We start from the raw sequence: 19,103 nt of genomic DNA, 5'->3' as shown, positions 1-19,103 counted from the left end.
TTTTTGTTCTCTTTATCGATTGAAGCGGTAGCCACTTCCCCAGAGTGTTTCAATTGGAGAGTCAGAAAGATTGGCTTTTTTTAATTTTTCCCGAATCCGTTTAATGTGAACAACGACAGTCGAAACCTCAGTATCTAAGGCATCAAACCCCCAGACACTTTCAAAAAGTTCTTCTTTATTCCACACACGGTTAGGATGTTCCATCAAGAAAACCAACAATTTGTATTCTTTGCTTGTAAAAATAACTTCATTTTCTAAAACAAACACTTTGTGGGCGGCAGTGTCGACAGCGATTTCATTGATTTTTAGTAATTGTGGCGGTTGCTCTGCCTTGCTTAACAATTGATAGCGGTTCATATGGGCTTTTGCTCGAGCGACCAATTCATTGGGACTAAACGGTTTAATTATATAATCATCCGCACCTAAGCCAAGCCCACGAATTTTATCAATATCTTCTTTTTTAGCTGAAACAATCATGATCGGCGTTTGCTTTTTTTTCCGAATTGCACGACAGATTTCAAAACCATCCATAGTTGGCAGCATCACATCTAAAATAATTAAATCAAAGGGCTCATTTAAAGCTGCTTCCAATCCTTTTTTTCCATCATGTTCGATTGTGACAGTCATATCGTTAATTTCTAAATAATCTTTTTGCAAATCAGCAATACTTGGATCATCTTCAATAATTAATACATGTGGTTTCATTTTTCATCCTCCAACAACGGCAGCGTAATTATCACGTTGGTGCCGTCTCCTTTTTTACTTGTGACAGTGATTGTTCCCTGATGATAGTCAATAATTTGTTTGACAATACTTAACCCCAAGCCGCTTCCTTTGACCGTTGGGGTTCGAGATTTGTCCACACGATAGAAGCGTTCGAATAAATAAGGTAATTCTTTTTCATCGATACCAATACCATTATCTGTAATGGTTAAAATTAAGTCTGTTTGATTATGCGTTAAAGAAATCGTAAAGGCTAGTTGTTCTTTAGTGGGATCCGCAAATTTAATACTATTTTGAATTAGATTGGTAATTACGCGATTCATCTGCGTTGGATCCATTTGAACATATAAAGCTTCGGTGGGAAGGACAGAAGTGATCACGAGTTCTTGTTCCAAACGGTATTCTTCAAGAATATGTGCAATAAAACGAGTGAAATTGGTCTTTTCCATTGTAAAGACAGCACGGTCTAGGTCTAATTTAGAATACAAAAATAATTCTTCAATTAAATCATTGAGGCCTAAACTTTTTTCATGAATGACCGTTAAATAGCGCTGTTTTTTTTCTTCAGTATTGGCAACGCCATCCATCAAGCCTTCAACGTAACCAATGATAGAAGTAATTGGTGTTTTTAAGTCATGAGAAATATTGGCAATTAATTCTTTCCGATTATCTTCATATTTTTCGCGTTCCGCATTGGCTTCTTCTAAATCTTGCCACATTTGTTCAAAACTAAGTTGAAGCTGTTTGACTTCCGTTGAGACGGTTTGGTGGCTAGTTGGTGTAAATGGATTTTCTTTTTGGGCCTCCTTACCCAATGTTTTAGTCGCTTTTTCTAATGCTTCTAATGGCTCGATAGTGGTTTTGGTTAAGCGCTTATTAATGAGCCAAGCTGCCGCAATTGCTACAAGGACAATTAACAAAATCATCCAGATAATCCAGCGTGTGAAGAATTCAAAAAGGCTGCTTTCGCGTTTCAAGATAATAAAGCTCCCATTAGAACCATCTAAATAATGAAAATCGGATTTGACATAATGATACAGACGCCCTGCGTTATCCAGTGTGCCAGTGGGCGTAATATTATTCATTTCGTAGTTTGGAATATGTACAGACAAAGATTTTTCTACTAAATTATCCGAATAATAAGGAAACCGTGCATTCTTTCGAATAATCACACTTAATCCTTTTGCTTCAATTGTTTGAATCGTTTCCTTTAATTCTTTACTCAAAGGCGTATCTAGTAATTTCGGTGATTTTTTAGCAGTTGATCTAAGGCCAAATAACTTTCTTCTTCGTTAGCGGTCAATGGTCGTTGCTTATTCATCATTCGGTAAGCTTGGGGCAAACTGGGGACAGTTCCTAATGTGATGTAAGAAGCTAAGGATAAAACAGCTAAAACAGAGGCTAAAGTAATAATGATGGCACTAATATAAGAAATAAAAAAGCGGCGTTTAATGGTCAAAAGCGTCCCTCCTAGTGGTTTTAATCTATTTCTTACTTATAGTGTATTACAAGTGAACAAAAAAAAGCTAGTATTGTTATTAACTTTTTTTCATTTGTTTATAATTTGTTCATTTTTCGGCAAGTAGGAGTTTATAAGGCTTTGCTATTCTAGATATATCAAAAAGAAAAAGGGGATTACCAACCATGAAAAAGAAAAAAGTTTTTAGTGCGCTTACCTTATTAACCTTTAGTACGTTGTTGATTGCAGGCTGTGCTGGCGGAGCCAACTCTGCAACAGATAAATCAAGTGCAGCTAGCTCAAGCACTGCAGTCTCTAGTTCAGCAGAAGCAGCTAAAGAGCAATCAAAAGGACAAGAATTAACAGAAATTTTATCCAGTACTGATTGGCAAGGTACAAAAGTTTATGACAAAAACAATAATGATTTAACAGCAGAAAATGCTAATTTTATTGGTTTAGCAAAATATGATGGTGAAACAGGTTTTTATGAATTTTTCGACAAAGAAACAGGTGAAACCCGTGGCGATGAAGGCACATTCTTCGTGACAGACGATGGCGAAAAGCGTATCTTAATTTCGGATACACAAAACTATCAAGCAGTGGTTGATTTAACGGAAGTGACGAAAGATAAATTTACCTATAAGCGAATGGGGAAAGATAAAGATGGGAAAGATGTAGAAGTCTTTGTAGAACATGTCCCTTATTCTGACAAAAAGTTAACCTTTACGAACGGACGTAAAGATTTAGAAACAGAAACTGGCAAGATTGTTACCAATGAACCTGGCGATGACATTTTAGGGGCCACATTATGGAATGGCACGAAAGTTTTAGATGAAGACGGTAACGATGTTACTGAAGCAAATAAAATGTTTATTAGTTTAGCAAAATTTGATAATAAAACAAGTAAATATGAATTCTTTGATTTAGAAACGGGTAAAACCCGTGGAGATTTTGGTTACTTCCAAGTAATTGATAATAACAAAATCCGTGCTCACGTTTCAATTGGTGACAATAAATATGGAGCTGCATTAGAATTAACAGAATTAAATCATAAACGTTTTACGTATACACGAATGGGTAAAGACAACAATGGCAAAGAAATTAAAGTTTTTGTGGAACATGAACCGTATGAAGGCGACTTTACGCCAGACTTCACGTTCTAATTAGTCAATCACGAGTGGATGAAGCGGTCAAAAGGAAGTAAAGGATTCTTTTGACCACTTTATTTTTAATAAAAAAATAGTTTATAGTTGTTTTTAATCGTTTATAAATTGTTCATTTTTCTGACAGTGGTAGTTTAGAATCGTTTGTTAAGATAGGTTTATCAAAGAAAAGGAGCGATGCTTTATGAAAAAGAAAGTATTAAGTTCGATTACTTTAGTAACATTAAGTACGTTACTGATAGCAGGTTATGCAAGTCCAGCATTTGCAGATCATGCAGCCAATCCAAACAGTGCTACAGCAAATTTAGGTAAACATCAAAACAATGGCCAAACAAAAGGCGACAAGGCGACTAAGATTTTATCTGGTACGGACTGGCAAGGAACCCGAGTTTATGATGCTGCAGGTAATGATTTAACGGCAGAAAATGCTAATTTTATTGGGTTAGCAAAATATGATGGTGAAACCGGTTTTTACGAGTTTTTCGACAAAAATACTGGGGAAACCCGTGGTGACGAAGGAACATTTTTTGTAACAGGTGATGGCACAAAACGAATTTTAATTTCGCGGACACAAAATTATCAAGCCGTAGTGGATTTAACCGAAGTGAGTAAAGACAAATTTACTTACAAGCGTTTAGGGAAAGATAAACTGGGGAATGATGTTGAAGTTTACGTGGAACACATCCCTTATCATGGGAAAAAATTAGCTTTTACAAATGGACGTGAAGCATTAACCAATCAAACTGGCAAAATTGTGACAAATAAATCAGGGGATAAAATTTTAGGAACAACCTTGTGGAATGGCACAAAAGTCGTAGATAAAAACGGTAATGATGTGACAGCGGCCAATCAAAATTTCATTAGTTTAGCGAAATTTGATCCAAACACAAGTAAATATGAATTTTTCAATTTACAAACGGGTGAAACCCGCGGCGACTTTGGGTACTTCCAAGTGGTGGACAATAACAAGATTCGGGCCCATGTATCTATTGGTACGAATCGTTACGGTGCGGCGCTAGAATTAACGGAACTAAACAATGATCGATTTACGTATACTCGAATGGGTAAAGATAACGCTGGTAATGATATTCAAGTGTTCGTGGAACATGAACCTTACCAAGGCACATATCAGCCAGCCTTTACTTTCTAGTCTCCTCTTGTCTTCTCTCTCATTTAACAAAAGAACGTCCCCCAACGTTCTTTTGTTTTCTCTTCTTTTATAAATAAATTGTTATTAGTTACATTTAAATATTGTTATTAATATAATTATAATGATTATTATTTAATAATTTGTTCATGTTGTGGACAGGTGGAGTTAATAACTACATGTTATCCTTAAATTATCAAAAGGGAAAGGGAGTAGTAGCTTATGAAGAAAAAAATGGTGGGGACAATTACATTATTGGCCCTAAGTGCAATGTTAGTTGGTGGAGTAGGGAGTTCTGTCACAGCGCAGGCATATGCGCCTGTAGCAATGACTAATCCCAATAATTTAGGGGATTTACCTGAGTATTTACGCTCGGTTGGTATTCGGCAAGATGAAATGTTATCGGAAAAAGATTGGGCAGGTCAACGTGTCTATGATAAAAATGGGACCGACTTAACCGCTGAAAATCAGGATTTATTACATGCAATCAAGTTTGATGCAACCACTAGTTTCTATGAGTTCTTTGACAAAGAAACCGGGGAATCCACAGGAGATGAAGGGACCTTCTTTATGACTGCTGGTATTACGGATGTTTCTCGTCTAGTACTTATCTCAGAAACAAAAAATTATCAAGGTGTTTATCGTCTGAAAACCTTGTACCAAGACACCTTTACGTATAGCCAAACAGGGAAAGATAAAGCAGGAAATGACGTGGAAGTTTTTGTAGAAAATAAAGCAACCTCAGGACCAGTCTATGGCCGTCCACAACCTTTCCCAAATAATCGTCCGAGAACATTGGAATTTACGAATGGTCGCCGTGCCATGACAGAACAAACAGGTCAGATTGATGTAAATCGACAAGGGGATGAAATTATTGGTAAAACTTCCTTTGATGGAACACCTCAACTTCTTTGGAATGGCACAAAAGTAGTGGATAAAGATGGCAATGACGTAACTTCGGCCAACCAAAACTTTATCAGCTTAGCGAAATTTGACCAAGACAGTAGCAAGTATGAATTTTTCAATTTACAAACGGGTGAAACTCGTGGCGACTATGGCTACTTTAAAGTAGGTAACCAAAATAAATTCCGTGCCCATGTTTCGATTGGAACCAATCGCTATGGCGCTGTCTTAGAATTAACAGAATTGAATGATAATCGTTTTACGTATACACGAATGGGTAAAGATAACGAAGGAAATGACATCCAAGTTTATGTGGAACATGAACCATACCAAGGAACTTTTAATCCTGAATTTACCTTTTAAGAACAAAACATACGAATGGAAACCAAAAAAAGTTTCGACTTCTTTTGGTTTCTCTCTTTTTAAAATAGAAAAACAGAGAAAGCGTTTTAATCGACAAATAAAAAAAGATTCGTTAGATTAGAACCACTGGAGAAAAATCTCATATTTCTCTCGAGGAAAGGAAGTTGAGCACAATGAACAAAAAAATTTTAATGGGGCTATTAAGTGTCGTGACCATTCCATTACTTGCTGCGTGTCAAGGAGGAGAAACACCTTCCGCAGCGTCAAAAAATAGTCAAACGGTGACTACTCAAAGTAGTGCAAAAACTGAAAGCACCAGTACAACCCGTTCGGTGGCTCAAACAACATCAAAAGAGGAAGTGAAAGAACCGATGAAGACCTATGAAGTGGGTGCGCTTTTAGAAGCAGCCAATCAACGAGATACGAAGAAGGTCAAGGAAATTTTACAAGATACTACTTATCAAGTGGATGAAGTCGACACAGAAGGCAACACACCGCTCAATATCGCTGTTCACAATAATGACATTGAGATTGCAAAAGCGTTGATTGATCGGGGTGCCGATATTAATCTGCAAAATAGCATTAGTGATAGTCCCTATCTTTATGCGGGAGCACAAGGACGTACGGAGATTTTAGCGTATATGTTAAAAAATGCGACACCAGATTTAACTAAGCATAACCGTTACGGTGGCAATGCGTTAATTCCGGCAGCTGAAAAAGGACATATTGACAATGTGAAGCTCTTGTTAGAAGATGGACGAGAAGACATAGATTTCCAAAATGACTTTGGCTATACAGCGTTGATTGAGGCAGTGGGGTTACGTGAAGGGAACCAACTTTACCAAGATATTGTAAAATTGTTAATGGAAAATGGTGCGGATCAATCCATTAAAGACAATTCTGGTCGAACAGCAATGGACTATGCCAATCAAAAAGGTTATACGGAAATTAGTAAAATTTTAGCACAGTACAACTAAGTATTGTGTCCTTTCGGGAAGGAATAAATACAGGTAGGAGTGAAGGAAAGCATGAATTATTGGTTAAAAAATGTTCGAATTGAAACAGGGTATCAAAAAGAAGGTGACTGGTTATCTGGGACAGTAACCAAAGAAGTGGCAATTGAAGTAACAGATGGAGTATTTACAAAAATCATCCCCAATGAAGAATTGGTAGAAGAACCTGGGTTGACAATTATTGATGGTCACCATCAATTGATTTTACCAGGTTTGATTGAAAAACATTGTCACTTTGATAAAAGTAAACTAGGTGTTCCGTGGTATCCGGTGACGCCAGCGAAGTCAATTGTGGAACGTGTCGAAGCAGAAATCCCTTATTTAGATAGTTTAGAACTTTCTTTAACTGAACGCGCCAATCATTTAATTGACTTAGAATTACCACATGGCGCGACAGCCTTCAGAACACATGTTGACGTGGAACCGATGACAGACTTACGTTATTTTGATGAAGTCCAAGCATTGGCCCAAGCGAAACCATTTGCGGTAGAAATTGTCGTCTTTCCACAGCACGGCTTACTACGTTCAGATTCCGTTGAATTAGTTGATCAAGCATTGGCAAAAGGTGCCGATTTTATTGGTGGCGTGGATCCTTATTCATTGGATGGTGATTACAAAAAATCATTGGCTGAAACATTCCGCTTAGCAGATAAACATGGTGTCGGTGTGGATATTCATTTACATGACCGTCATGAAGCTGGGACAACAACGATTAAAGAAATTATTCGTTTAACGAAAGAATATGGTCTACAAGACAAAGTATTTATCAGTCATGCCTTCGGGTTAAATGATTTCATTGGTGAAGAACGTGACGAAGTTTATGACGCTTTAGCAGCAGAAAAAATTCATATTAATTCCAGCGTGCCAATCACACCTAACACGATTCCGCCAATTATGGAATTGTTACGTCATGGAGTCAATGTCCATCTTGGTTGTGACAATATCTACGATTGCTGGTCTCCTTATGGTGATGGCTCATTACAAGAAAAATTGGCTCGTTTAGGTGAACTTTTTAATGTGAAAGATCAAGATGCTTTAACACAATTATTAGGCTTAGTGACAGATGGTATCACGACTTTAGATGAACAAGGGCAAGCAAATTGGCCGCAAGTTGGTGCTGAAGCAACTTACTTACTCACTGAAGCAGAATGTGCGGCGGCTTTTGTCGCTCGTCAGACACCGGTGGAAATCAGTGTGGTAAAAGGAACCACACTTTATCAAAAATAACAAAAAGAAGCGAGATTTCTCGCTTCTTTTTTTGTTATGCTTATCGTTCCTTCAACCAGCTATCCAATTGCTCAAATAAAGCGATGACCGAAGGATCTTTGGTTTGTTTTAAAAAATCATGTTCTAAATAGTAACCCGCTTTAAAGGTACTCTCAGGAATGGTCCGTCCGATTTTTTTGCTATAGCGGAACGGCACTTCTTCGTCTGAGCTACTAGCTGTACTGAAACAAGGTGGAAACGTTTTTAATGTTTCGTCTGACAGTGCGTAAGCAGACCAGTCCTCATTTTCTGGTAATCCGTAAAAGTGCGGCAATAGCCCTTGCTGAATACTGTAATGATACAGCAGATAGCGAGAAAGAAAAGGATCATCCCAAACAGGCTTTGTTTGGTCAATGGTAGCTATTTCTTTAGCGGAAATGGCTTGCTTTAATAATTTTCGTGGCTCTTTAATAAATTCTAAATCTGTATAGCCGTAAAAATTGACTAAAAATTGTGGCGTCAAATTTAGTGTTTGTAATTGTTTGGTTAACTGTAACATTAAATAACCGCCAGCGGAACGTCCGCACAAACCAAATGGCTGATTTTGAATAATCTCTTCGTTTAGCAATTGGAAGGTTTCTGTTAGCGTCCCTAAGATGTGATCGATTTTTGTATTTGGAGCCAACAAATAGTCCAGCGCTAAAACGGTATAGCCATTGCTTGTAAACAGCTCCTTCAGTTCTTCTGGTAAATCACTTTTGGTTCCATAAATCATCCCGCCACCATGTAAATAGACGACATAGTTCGTTGATTCAGTCGTAGTGGGGTAGATAGTAACTGTTGCGCCATTAGCGAGTGTTTGATTGTTTTTCAAGTGCACGTCTCCTCATCTTTATAATGTATGTGGCAATTTCATAATTTAACAATTGCAAGGGATTGGCTAAGTCAATATCAAGAAGTTGTTCCACTTTGTTTAAACGATAACGAATCGTTTTTGAATGAAGGAACATCGCTTCAGAGGTCTGTTTATAGTTGCGATTATTTTTGAAAAAACTGTACAAGGTTTCAAACAAATCGTAGTTATTTTCGGCTAATTGATAAAGTGCGCGAGGAATTAATTCGTCTAAATTTTCCAATTGGTCTTCGCGGATAAAATTTTTAAATACCCCGATATCGGCTAAGGTGACAATTGGTCCGTTATAAAAAGTTTCATTAAAGCGCAGAATGTCCAGACATTCAATCAGTAGCTCTTTAATCCCTTCTCGTGATTTTAAACTGCTGACGGCAACGGTAAGCGTGTCGTTTTCTTCTAAAAGTTCAGCTAATAAACGACTTAATTGCAGCTTTGTAATTTTTCCATCACTTTCATTGAAGTTAAAAAGGACCGCCGAATAATTTAGCTGATCGAAGAAGATGGATTTCACACGCAGGGTACGAAGTAAGGCAATAATTCGTTCTTTCATGAGTTGTGTATTGGTGTCTTTGGTAGAAAAAGCAATCGCTTGGTAAGAATCTAGCTCTTGCATTTGCACTTCACGAAGCAAACTGTTTAGCTCGTCAGGATTTTGTGGTGTATTTTGTAAAATAGCATCCGCTAAGTTGTTCAAACGAGTATACCGTTCTTTTTTTAACAAATTTTCGGTATTGAATTTTTCTTGTAAGACATCAATCGCATTTTCGATAATCACTAAATCCGTTTCTTTAACCTTTTCATCTTGTAAATAAACCAGAAGTAAACAATTAGTGGAATAACTATTGAAAATAGAAACTTCTAGTGCCAACTGTTTTTTGGGGTTGGCATGAGAATAAAGTGTTAAAAGAGAGTAATCATTTTTAGTGAATTCACTGTTTTTTAGTTTTTCTCTTGAGAGCACAATCGCATCATGGGGTAAGTCACCATCGCTAATTTCCAGATGTTTATCCAACATTTTTAAAGCGAAGGGTAATTTAATGATGTCATAAAATTCTTGCATAATCGTCTCAACCGTTGGGTAGTGGCGCTCTAATTTGGTGAAACGTTGGCGCACATCGTAATACGTACGTAAGACATGCGACTGATAATTCAACAAAGGCTCGTAAATCGTAAATAGAATTTTTTCATAGCTAATGTCTTGTGTGATTTTAATTAAAGGAATTTCATAATTGAAACATAATTCGATAAACCACTCTGGAATCATTTTAATGAATCGATCTGTTTTCAAAATTAAGCCGCTGATGCCAATTCGGCGCATCTTTACGAAAAAATTTTCCAACTCTTTTTCGGGTAGATCATGCAATGCGTAGAAAGAAGTCAAAATTAACTGATTCTTTCTACTCCAGTTCTCGATATCAATCGCTTCTAAGACCATTGCCGAATCAACTTCATTGTCTAAACCAATCTCTTTCGTCAAAATTTTACCTTTTTTTAAGTCACCTATCGATAATAACTCTCTTAATTTCATCGTTTTCTCCTTTTTTCCTCTTATGGATAAAAATTATACCATTTTTTTAGAATTATGTCCGATGAAAACACTTTCTCGTTTCGATACAATAGCATTGTAAGGAATAGATAGGAGGATGAACAATGTTACACACAGTAATTTTGAAAAACAATTACCAAGACTCCATCAACTTAATGTTATTGACCAATAAAATCAATGCATTAGATGGTGTAACCATGAGTCAAATCATGATGGGAACAGATGCCAACAAAGACATCCTTAACAACACGAACTTGTTAACGGATGAGGCCAATAGTGCATCTGCAAACGACATGATGATTGTGGTTGACAGTGAAAAAGAAAACATCATGGAAGAAGTTATGCCAGCGATTGATGAATTCTTAGATGATTTATCAGCAAAGGGAACTAGTGAAGAAGCACAAGCAGCAACTTCTTGGTCAGAAGCGTTTGATCTTTTACCAGAGGCGAATGTAGCGCTATTCAGTATTCCTGGTGAATATGGTGCGCCAGAAATGGAACGTGCCTTAAAAAATGATTTACACGTGTTCTCTTTCACGGATAACGTGTCAATTGAAGATGAAGTACGTTTGAAAAAATTAGCGCATGAAAAAGGCTTACTAATGATGGGCCCTGACTGTGGAACTGGTATTATCTCAAGTATTCCAATCGCCTTTACAAATGTTATTTCTCCAGGAAACATTGGCGTTGTTGGTGCTTCAGGAACAGGGATTCAAGAAGTTACAACGATTATTGACCGCTTAGGTGGCGGAGTTGTTCACGCCATTGGTACTGGTGGTCGTGACTTAAGCGACAAAGTAGGCGCTATCACTGTGAAAGATGCTATTGTGGCCTTAGAAAATCACGAACCAACCGATGTGATTACAGTCATCTCTAAACCACCTGCAAAAGAAGTTCGTGATGAAGTGGTTGAATTATTACAAAGTATTTCAAAACCAGTCGTTGCGATTTTCTTAGGAGAAAAACCAACAAGTCACGAAGGCAAAGTTTATCTAGCTCATACATTAGAAGAAACAGCTAAAATTGCTGTTGATTTAGCAAATGATGTGGCCGTGAAGAAAAATTACTTTGAAGCATTAGCAAAACCAGCTGTACCAACATTACCAGAAGATAAAGTTGTAAAAGGCTTATATTCAGGTGGTACATTAGCTTCTGAAGCAGGTATGTTAATTTCTGAAGCTTTAGACCTTGGCGGTTTAGTGAAAGCAGAAGGTTATGTCTTGAAATCTCACGGTTATGAAGTCATTGACTTAGGCGATGATATGTATACACAAGGTCGTCCCCACCCAATGATTGACCCAGATGTTCGTATCGAAAAAATTCGTGAATACGCACAAGATGAAAAAACTGGGATTATCTTATTCGATGTGGTGTTAGGCTACGGTGCTCATGAAGACATGGTTGGTGCATTGTTACCAGCAATTGAAGAAGCGCGTGCCACAGCCAAAGAAGCCGGACGTGATCTTTACTTTGTTGCAACTGTTTGTGGGACGACGAAAGATCCGCAAAATTACCAATCGTCGGTTGATCGTTTGAAAGAAGGCGGCGTTTTAGTTGCAGAAAGCAATGCTAAAGCTGTTCAATTAGCTTTATTGTTAAAAGGAATCGAAATTTCAGAAGACGATAAAGAAGTGGTTGCTTACAACGGACCAACTGTCGATGTACCAAAACCAGGCGAAAAAGTAATGGAACTATTAACAACCAAACCAAGAATCATTAACGTTGGGTTACAAAGCTTTACAGAATCAATCGTTGATTACGGTGGCGAAACTGTTCAATTTAACTGGCGTCCGCGTGCCAACGGCAATAAAAAAATGATTAAAATTTTGGATGCTTTGGAAGATTACAGTGAACAAATCGAAGCTGAAAATCACAAAGTAACAGACAAAATTAAAAATGCACAACCATTCTTAGTAGATGTGGTACCTGCAAAATCAGTGATTCCAGAATTAAATGATGACGCACAAAAAACATTACTTCATGCTGGACCACCAATCCAATGGTCTGAAATGACTGGACCAATGAAAGGTGCTTGTATCGGTGCAGCATTATTCGAACGTTGGGCAGACAACGAAGAAGATGCTTTGAAGATTTTTGAAGCTGGCGAAGTACGTTTCATTCCTTGTCACCATGTAAAAGCAGTTGGACCAATGGGCGGTATTACTTCTGGTAATATGCCAGTCTTTGTTGTAGAAAATCGCTTAGAAGGTAACGAAGCATACTGTATCTTGAATGAAGGTATCGGTAAAGTATTGCGTTTTGGTGCTTATTCACAAGAAGTGGTTGATCGTTTAGATTGGATTAAAGATGTTTTAGGACCAACTATTGCGAAAGCTTTGAAACTTTCTGAAGAAGGCTTGAACTTAAACGTATTGATTGCGCGCTCTATTACAATGGGTGACGAGTTCCACCAAAGAAATATTGCCGCATCTTTGAACTTCTTAAAAGAATTGTCTCCATTAATTATCAAAACAGATATTCCAGAAGATCAAAAATACGAAGTAATCAAATTCTTAGCTGACACAGATCAATTCTTCTTAAATGTCATGATGGCAACTGGAAAAGCAATTGTTGATGGTGCCCGTAAAGATACCAACGGAACGATTGTCACAACGATGACTCGTAACGGCGTGAACTTTGGGGTCCGGATTGCAGAAACAGGCGATCAATGGCATACCGCACCAGTAAATACACCAAAAGGTCTTTACTTCACTGGTTTCAGCGAAGAAGACGGAAATCCTGATGTCGGGGATAGTGCAATTACTGAAACAGTAGGCGTTGGAGCAATGGCTATGGTAGCTGCACCTGGCGTAACACGGTTTGTTGGTGCAGGTGGCTTTGAAGATGCGTTAGCAACCTCAAATGAAATGGCAAAAATCTGTGAAGGACACAACCCAACATTTTCAATTCCAACTTGGGATTTCCAAGGAACTTGTTTAGGAATTGATATCCGTAAAGTGGTGGAATTAGGAATTACACCAATCATCAATACAGGGATTGCACATAAAAATGCCGGTGTTGGTCAAATTGGTGCAGGGACAGTTAGAGCACCTCTAGGCTGTTTTGAAAAAGCCCTAGAAGCGTATGCTGAGAAACTAGGCATTACGGTTGAATAACCAACTAGTCATTAGTGACTACATTTTTCCTATCCACCAATATGGCAAGATGGGAACCATTCACAGTGTTTTTGAACGTTCATTTAATCTGAAAGTCCAGGATCAATTAATCAATGTTGCGAACTTCCATAATTATTTATCAAGCTTTGGTATGTTTTTGCCAGATCAATTGTTTCAAGAAATCTTTCCGTATGTACAACAAGGTAATAAAGTCAAAATCACAGAAAATCAGTTGACCTTTTACAGTACAGTCGGCGTGAAAACGATCCAACTCACACCTGCTGAGGTCGTTTCTTTAAACATTACTCATTTCAAGTTAGAAAAAGACCAATTACGCTTGTTGCGAGACCGCTTATTAGCGAGAAACTTAGAACGTAGAATTGGCCTGCCTTTAGACGAACGAGCAAAGCATATTTTCAAAAAAATGAGCCAAAAACAAAAAGTTTGGACACTATCGGAATGGCAAGAAGTAACGAATTATCTGATTGGTCGGGGCAAAGGGTTAACCCCGAGTGGTGATGACATTTTAGTGGCGTATCAAACAATTCTGTTCATACTTGCTGATGAAAGAGCTGCGGCGTTAGCCGCTACTCTTTCGGCAGCAAATTTATCCACAACAGATGTTAGTAAAGGCTATATTGCAAGCTCGGCTAAAGGATATGTAAATTCATTGTTGTATCAGTTACTCTTGGATTTGGAGAACCATCGGGATAATAGAGTTGACGAAAATATTGACAGAATTATACAAATCGGACATTCCTCTGGTAAAGATATGTCATTTGGAATGTTACTAGCTTTACAATCTGTAGAGTTAGATGAGAAGTGAGGAGAAGACATGGAGAATAGTAAAAAAAATCAAGCAGTGCAAGTGAGCAATAGTTACTGGATTAAAGTCGTAGCCATTTTCTTCGTAGGCTGGATTTTAATGTACGCAACACGAACTATTTTTAATCCAGTGATGGGGGTCATTGGAGAACAATTTGGTCTAAGTAACACACAACTTGGTTTAGCCAATAGTATCTTCTTTCTAACCTATGCTGTTGCACAGATTCCTTTTGGGATGATTGGCGATAAAATTGGGCGGAAATTAGTCATTGCTGTTGGGTTTATCGTTCTTGCTATTTCTACTTATTTTAGTGGATTAGCGACAACCTTTGTTATGTTTTTAGTCATTCGTGCAATTGCTGGTATTGGTCAAGGCGCTTACTATGGCCCGCAATATGCGCTATCGACAGAAGCGATTCCAGCAAGTAAACGGACCATCGGTAATGCCATCATCAATAGTGGGATGGCCTTCGGTACATCAGGTGGGTACTTACTTTCAAGTAAGTTGGTTTTAGAAAATGGTGAACATTGGAGCAAACCATTCTTTATCATGGCGATTCCAACGTTTATCGTAGGAATTCTTTTCTATACAATTTTGAAAGAAAAAGTGATTCGTCCTGGTGAAGAAGCTGCACGAGCAGCTGCTGAAGAAGGACCACAAGAAAAGATCTCATTAAAAGAAATTTTTTCAAATCGTAATTTATTAGCCGCATTTATTTTATGTTTCACAAGTATTTATGCAAACTTTGTCATTATTACTTGGTTGCCACAATTTTTAATTGCTGAACGTGGCTTTACAGGAGCGAGCGTTGGTTTCATTTCATCACTTGTACCATGGGCCTCTATTCCAGGCGCCTTAATCTTCGCTCGTTTGAATGATAAAACAGGTGCGACGAAAAAATTAGTCTTTACATTAGTACCTTTAGCAATCCTATCTGTCTTTGCGATTGCTTTTGTAACAAATCGGACATTGTTAATTTCTGTTTTAATTCTTTATGGGTTAACAGGGAAATTAGCGTTAGATCCAATTATGGTGACTTTTGTTACCAAACATGCACCAAAAGCGGCCTTAGGAACAACGTTAAGTGCCTATAATTTTATCGGGATGTCAGGGTCAATCCTAGCACCGTATGTCACAGGATATTTAGCAGATACAGCAGGCTCAATGCAAGTTGGCTTCTATCTTTCTTGTGTACTATTAGTTATTGGTTTACTAGCTTTTGCTTTCTTAGCTAAAGATGAAAGTAAACCGAAATTAGGTTAATTATCCCTTCGATAATGACTGAAACAATCAAAATGAGCAAGACAAAATCTTTCATTTCGTAAACAAATTATTTCTTATCCGTCGATACTGAAAAGATTTTGTCTTTGCTTTACTAAAAAGGAGCGAATCAATCAATGAGTTTAAACGTAATTGCCCTAGGTGGGAATGCTATTTTAGATACGGATCCAACAGATGAAGGCCAAAAAGCCGTCGTTAATCACGCGGCCAAATATATTGCAGAATTTGTTGCCAAAGGGGAACAAGTCATTGTCTGTCACGGAAACGGACCACAAGTAGGGAATTTGCTTTTACAACAAAAAGCAGGCGAAAGTGAAAAAAATCCAGCGTTGAAATTGGATACTTGTGTTGCGATGACACAAGGAAGCATCGGTTACTGGTTACAAAATGCTTTAACTAATGAGTTTGAAAAACGTAACATTGCTAAACCAGTTATCTCTGTAGTTACGCAAGTGCGTGTGGACAAAGAAGATCCTTCGTTTAAAAAACCATCAAAACCAATTGGTCCATTCTATACAAAAGAAGAAGCTGACGCGGAAGCAGCCAAAGATGGCTCTACGTATGTGGAAGATGCTGGCCGTGGCTACCGAAAAGTTGTTCCATCACCAATGCCTAAAGAAATTGTTGAAAAAGAGGCGGTTCGTGCTTTAGTAGAGGCGGACGTTTTAACTATCTGTTCTGGTGGCGGGGGCATTCCTGTCGTAGCAGAAGACGGACAATACGTAGGTGTGGAAGCGGTTAACGACAAAGATTTCTCTGCACGTGTTTTAGCTGAAAACGTTGATGCAGACCGTTTGATTATTTTGACAGGCGTTGATAACATCTACATTAATTACAATCAACCAGATCAAAAAGCATTAGAACAAATCAGTGTAGCCGAAGCAGAAGAATACATTAAAGAAGGTCACTTTGCTGCTGGTAGTATGCTACCAAAAATCGAAGCTGCCTTAGACTTCGTAAAAGGTGATGACAAACGGAAAGCAATCATTACTTCTATCGAAAACTTAGAAAACATCGATAAAGAAGCAGGAACTGTGATCAGTCAAAAGGGGTAGTTTACCATGAAAAAACCGTCCATGATCACCCAAATTGCAATTGCTGTTGTCGTAGGAATCCTCGTAGGACTCTTGATTCCTGCTAGCGGCAATTACTTGAAAATAGTTGGAGATGTCTTTTTGCGACTGATGCAAATGGCTATTCCTATCTTGATCTTAGGGCAAATTGTCCAAGCAGTTGGCAGTATTAATCCAAAAGAACTAACGAGCCTTGGGGGTAGAACAATCGCTGTTTTCGGGATTTCCTCCTTAGCTGCCGCTTTATGGGGCGTCCTAATGGCAGTCATTTTTAATCCAGGATACGGTGTTAAAATGACTGGCTTCCAAGATGCTTCTATTAAAGCGCAAGAAATCTCAATCACTGATACGATTTTAAATTTCGTTCCGAAAAATATTTTTGATTCACTGACTCAAGGATCGATTATTCAAATTATTGTCTTTGCATTATTTTTTGGTTTAGCACTGAATAAATACTTACAAAGCCATCCAGAGACACAACTCTTCCAAATAATTGTGGACTTTAATGAAGTTATCATTACAGTCATTCGATACGTCATGTATCTAGCACCTCTGGGGATTTTTGCTTTAATTGCTTCAACAATTAGTCACTTAGGCCTTCAAATTATTTTACCGTTAGTGAAGTATCTATTGGTCTATGGATTAGGAACTATTTTATTTTTGGGCATCTGGATTTTGGTTATCACATTGTACTGTAAAGTAAGTCCACTACGTTTAATTACAAACATGAAAAATATGTCTGTGATGGCCTTGGCGACAACTTCTTCAGCAATTACTTTACCAGTAGCTTTGGAAGAAACAGAAACAAAATTAGGTTTAAGTAAGCGAATTACTAACTTAGTGTTGCCGTTAGGTATGTCGTTAAACAGTAACGGTTCAGCGATGCATATGGCTTTTACTGTAATGACTATCGCTCAGATGTATCAGCTAGAGTTTGATATTACGAAAATGATTTACTTAGCAATTACAGCAACGTTTGTCTCACTAGCAAACGCAGTTGTTCCCGGTGCGGGTTTAGTCTCACTGGCAGTGATTGTTCCGCAAATGGGTTTACCCATTGAGAGTATTGCAATTTTTGCAGGCGTCGAATGGTTTGTTGGCATGTTACGAACAATTTTAAATGTCAATTCAGATGTTTACTCTGCTATTCTAGTTGCAAAATCAGTGGATGAAATTGACTATACTGTCTTTAACAGTAGCAATAAGTAGTGAAAAAAGGGAAGGAAATGCAAGGACGAAGAAGAAAATCACTTGTTTTCTTTCCCTTTTTTAAGATTAATGATAAAGGAGCAAGCGCAATGGAAGAAATGGTTGTCGTTACACCGGAAAAATTAGAAAAGCTGATGAAACAAAAATTAGAAGCTGCTGGTTTACATTCTGAACATGCCGAAGAAGTTGCTCGACATTTAACTTTTGCAGATGCTAGCGGTATTCATTCACACGGGGCGGTTCGTATGGATTATTATGCGGAACGGATTGCAAAAGGCGGGATCACGATTGACCCCGAATTATCATTTGAAAAAACTGGACCGTCCACTGCCATTTTTCATGGCGATAATGGCGTGGGTCAATTTGTTTGTAACGAAGCATTAGCTGCTGCAGTTGACCTAGCCAAAGAATCAGGGTTAGCATATGTTGGTGTTTCTCAAACGAGTCATAGCGGGACGTTATCGTATTATGTTAAAAAAGCAGCGGAACAAGGCATGGTTGCTCTTTCAATGTGTCAATCTGATCCAATGGTGGTACCGTTTGGTGGTACAAGCAATTATTTTGGGACAAATCCAATCGCTTTTGCAGCACCTAGAGCAGGTCATGAACCAGTCGTGTTTGATATGGCTACGACAGTACAGGCTTGGGGGAAAATTTTAGATGCACGTTCAAGAGATGTTGAAATTCCCGACACGTGGGCAGTAGACGAAAAAGGCCAGCCAACGACTGATCCTTATGAAGTACGAGGTTTATTGCCGATTTCAGGACCAAAAGGATATGGACTAATGATGATGGTCGATGTCTTAGCTGGTTCGTTGTTAGGCTTACCTTTTGGCAAACATGTCAGCTCCATGTATGCGGATTTAACGGAGAAACGGAATCTGGGACAGATGTTTTTAGTCATTGATCCAAGCCGCTTTACAGATTCTGAACGATTTAAAGAAAATATTAATCAAATGGTGGAAGAACTTCATAGTGTGCCTACAGCAGAAGGGTTTCAACAAGTTTACTATCCAGGAGAAATTGGTCAGCTAAACTATCAAAAAGCCATGTCAGAAGGCATTGAAATTCCACAAAGTATTTATGATTATTTAGTTAGTGAGATTGTACATTACGATAAATATGGCGGGCAAGGTGCCTTTGCCAAATAATGAGGAGCGCA

General features: G+C 38.1%; 14 protein-coding genes and 1 pseudogene. 11 read left to right on the top strand and 4 right to left on the bottom strand.

What is annotated here, in order from left to right; translation table 11 throughout:
* Positions 1–12: 12 nt before the first annotated feature.
* Positions 13–705 (bottom strand): response regulator transcription factor, encoded by a 693-nt coding sequence (locus AB3I72_RS09755; RefSeq protein WP_002355236.1) that lies wholly within the window; start codon positions 703–705, stop codon positions 13–15.
* Positions 702–2,044 (bottom strand): annotated as a pseudogene (locus tag AB3I72_RS09750) (sensor histidine kinase). The gene AB3I72_RS09755 and the pseudogene AB3I72_RS09750 overlap by 4 nt, the downstream one beginning before the upstream one ends.
* 323 nt (positions 2,045–2,367) lie before the next feature.
* Between AB3I72_RS09750 and AB3I72_RS09745 the strand changes: the two are divergent.
* The 5 genes from AB3I72_RS09745 to AB3I72_RS09725 all read left to right on the top strand — a co-directional run bounded on the left by AB3I72_RS09745 (position 2,368) and on the right by AB3I72_RS09725 (position 7,998).
* A complete protein-coding gene (locus AB3I72_RS09745) occupies positions 2,368–3,345 on the top strand; it encodes a DUF4822 domain-containing protein (protein ID WP_368023883.1) in 978 nt (325 codons plus the stop codon).
* Between the two features lie 184 nt (positions 3,346–3,529).
* Positions 3,530–4,495, top strand: a complete 966-nt coding sequence (locus AB3I72_RS09740; RefSeq protein WP_010827113.1) for a DUF4822 domain-containing protein — start codon at positions 3,530–3,532, stop codon at positions 4,493–4,495.
* A 219-nt stretch (positions 4,496–4,714) separates the two neighbouring features.
* The gene (locus AB3I72_RS09735) at positions 4,715–5,758 is read left to right on the top strand and encodes a DUF4822 domain-containing protein (RefSeq protein ID WP_368023882.1); all 1,044 of its coding nucleotides are present in this window, start codon (positions 4,715–4,717) and stop codon (positions 5,756–5,758) included.
* A gap of 173 nt (positions 5,759–5,931) precedes the next feature.
* Complete coding sequence (locus tag AB3I72_RS09730; protein ID WP_002383656.1) at positions 5,932–6,735, top strand: ankyrin repeat domain-containing protein; 804 nt, start codon at positions 5,932–5,934, stop codon at positions 6,733–6,735.
* A 51-nt stretch (positions 6,736–6,786) separates the two neighbouring features.
* On the top strand, positions 6,787–7,998 hold the full coding sequence (locus tag AB3I72_RS09725; RefSeq protein ID WP_113792776.1) for an amidohydrolase family protein: 1,212 nt from the start codon (positions 6,787–6,789) through the stop codon (positions 7,996–7,998).
* Positions 7,999–8,038: 40 nt separating this feature from the next.
* Here the strand turns inward: AB3I72_RS09725 and AB3I72_RS09720 are convergent, their stop codons facing one another.
* Both AB3I72_RS09720 and AB3I72_RS09715 read right to left on the bottom strand, forming a co-directional pair.
* Positions 8,039–8,851 (bottom strand): alpha/beta hydrolase, encoded by an 813-nt coding sequence (locus AB3I72_RS09720; RefSeq protein WP_368023881.1) that lies wholly within the window; start codon positions 8,849–8,851, stop codon positions 8,039–8,041.
* A complete protein-coding gene (locus AB3I72_RS09715) occupies positions 8,826–10,418 on the bottom strand; it encodes a PucR family transcriptional regulator (RefSeq protein WP_002383661.1) in 1,593 nt (530 codons plus the stop codon). The genes AB3I72_RS09720 and AB3I72_RS09715 overlap by 26 nt, the downstream gene beginning before the upstream one ends.
* A 122-nt stretch (positions 10,419–10,540) precedes the next feature.
* Between AB3I72_RS09715 and fdrA the strand changes: the two genes are divergently transcribed.
* From fdrA to allD, 6 genes are all read left to right on the top strand, one after another.
* Entirely contained in the window at positions 10,541–13,552 is a 3,012-nt protein-coding gene (gene fdrA, locus AB3I72_RS09710) for an acyl-CoA synthetase FdrA (protein WP_368023880.1), read from the top strand.
* Positions 13,545–14,378, top strand: a complete 834-nt coding sequence (locus tag AB3I72_RS09705) for a DUF2877 domain-containing protein (protein ID WP_002355250.1) — start codon at positions 13,545–13,547, stop codon at positions 14,376–14,378. Before fdrA ends, AB3I72_RS09705 begins: the two co-directional genes overlap by 8 nt.
* Positions 14,379–14,387: 9 nt before the next feature.
* On the top strand, positions 14,388–15,641 hold the full coding sequence (locus tag AB3I72_RS09700) for an MFS transporter (protein ID WP_002355251.1): 1,254 nt from the start codon (positions 14,388–14,390) through the stop codon (positions 15,639–15,641).
* A gap of 134 nt (positions 15,642–15,775) precedes the next feature.
* Positions 15,776–16,714 carry a carbamate kinase gene (gene arcC / locus AB3I72_RS09695; RefSeq protein ID WP_002355252.1) on the top strand — a complete coding sequence of 313 codons (939 nt, stop codon included), beginning with the start codon at positions 15,776–15,778 and terminating at the stop codon, positions 16,712–16,714.
* A gap of 6 nt (positions 16,715–16,720) precedes the next feature.
* Positions 16,721–17,941 carry a dicarboxylate/amino acid:cation symporter gene (locus AB3I72_RS09690; RefSeq protein WP_002361159.1) on the top strand — a complete coding sequence of 407 codons (1,221 nt, stop codon included), beginning with the start codon at positions 16,721–16,723 and terminating at the stop codon, positions 17,939–17,941.
* An 89-nt stretch (positions 17,942–18,030) separates the two neighbouring features.
* Positions 18,031–19,092, top strand: coding sequence for an ureidoglycolate dehydrogenase (gene allD / locus AB3I72_RS09685; protein WP_002413499.1), 1,062 nt, complete (start codon positions 18,031–18,033; stop codon positions 19,090–19,092).
* Positions 19,093–19,103: the final 11 nt, after the last annotated feature.

This window comes from Enterococcus sp. GC34 (genome assembly GCF_040886645.1).
Classification (GTDB): Bacteria; Bacillota; Bacilli; order Lactobacillales; family Enterococcaceae; genus Enterococcus; species Enterococcus faecalis.
Note: the sequence above shows the minus strand (reverse complement) of the source record. Positions and strands in the feature narration are given on the sequence as shown.

What these genes read in the sequence shown, in the direction of transcription:
- AB3I72_RS09755 (WP_002355236.1), bottom strand. Translation starts at nt 705, where the DNA reads ATGAAACCACATGTATTAATTATTGAAGATGATCCAAGTATTGCTGAT.
- AB3I72_RS09745 (WP_368023883.1), top strand. Translation starts at nt 2,368, where the DNA reads ATGAAAAAGAAAAAAGTTTTTAGTGCGCTTACCTTATTAACCTTTAGT.
- AB3I72_RS09740 (WP_010827113.1), top strand. Translation starts at nt 3,530, where the DNA reads ATGAAAAAGAAAGTATTAAGTTCGATTACTTTAGTAACATTAAGTACG.
- AB3I72_RS09735 (WP_368023882.1), top strand. Translation starts at nt 4,715, where the DNA reads ATGAAGAAAAAAATGGTGGGGACAATTACATTATTGGCCCTAAGTGCA.
- AB3I72_RS09730 (WP_002383656.1), top strand. Translation starts at nt 5,932, where the DNA reads ATGAACAAAAAAATTTTAATGGGGCTATTAAGTGTCGTGACCATTCCA.
- AB3I72_RS09725 (WP_113792776.1), top strand. Translation starts at nt 6,787, where the DNA reads ATGAATTATTGGTTAAAAAATGTTCGAATTGAAACAGGGTATCAAAAA.
- AB3I72_RS09715 (WP_002383661.1), bottom strand. Translation starts at nt 10,418, where the DNA reads ATGAAATTAAGAGAGTTATTATCGATAGGTGACTTAAAAAAAGGTAAA.
- fdrA (WP_368023880.1), top strand. Translation starts at nt 10,541, where the DNA reads ATGTTACACACAGTAATTTTGAAAAACAATTACCAAGACTCCATCAAC.
- AB3I72_RS09700 (WP_002355251.1), top strand. Translation starts at nt 14,388, where the DNA reads ATGGAGAATAGTAAAAAAAATCAAGCAGTGCAAGTGAGCAATAGTTAC.
- arcC (WP_002355252.1), top strand. Translation starts at nt 15,776, where the DNA reads ATGAGTTTAAACGTAATTGCCCTAGGTGGGAATGCTATTTTAGATACG.
- AB3I72_RS09690 (WP_002361159.1), top strand. Translation starts at nt 16,721, where the DNA reads ATGAAAAAACCGTCCATGATCACCCAAATTGCAATTGCTGTTGTCGTA.
- allD (WP_002413499.1), top strand. Translation starts at nt 18,031, where the DNA reads ATGGAAGAAATGGTTGTCGTTACACCGGAAAAATTAGAAAAGCTGATG.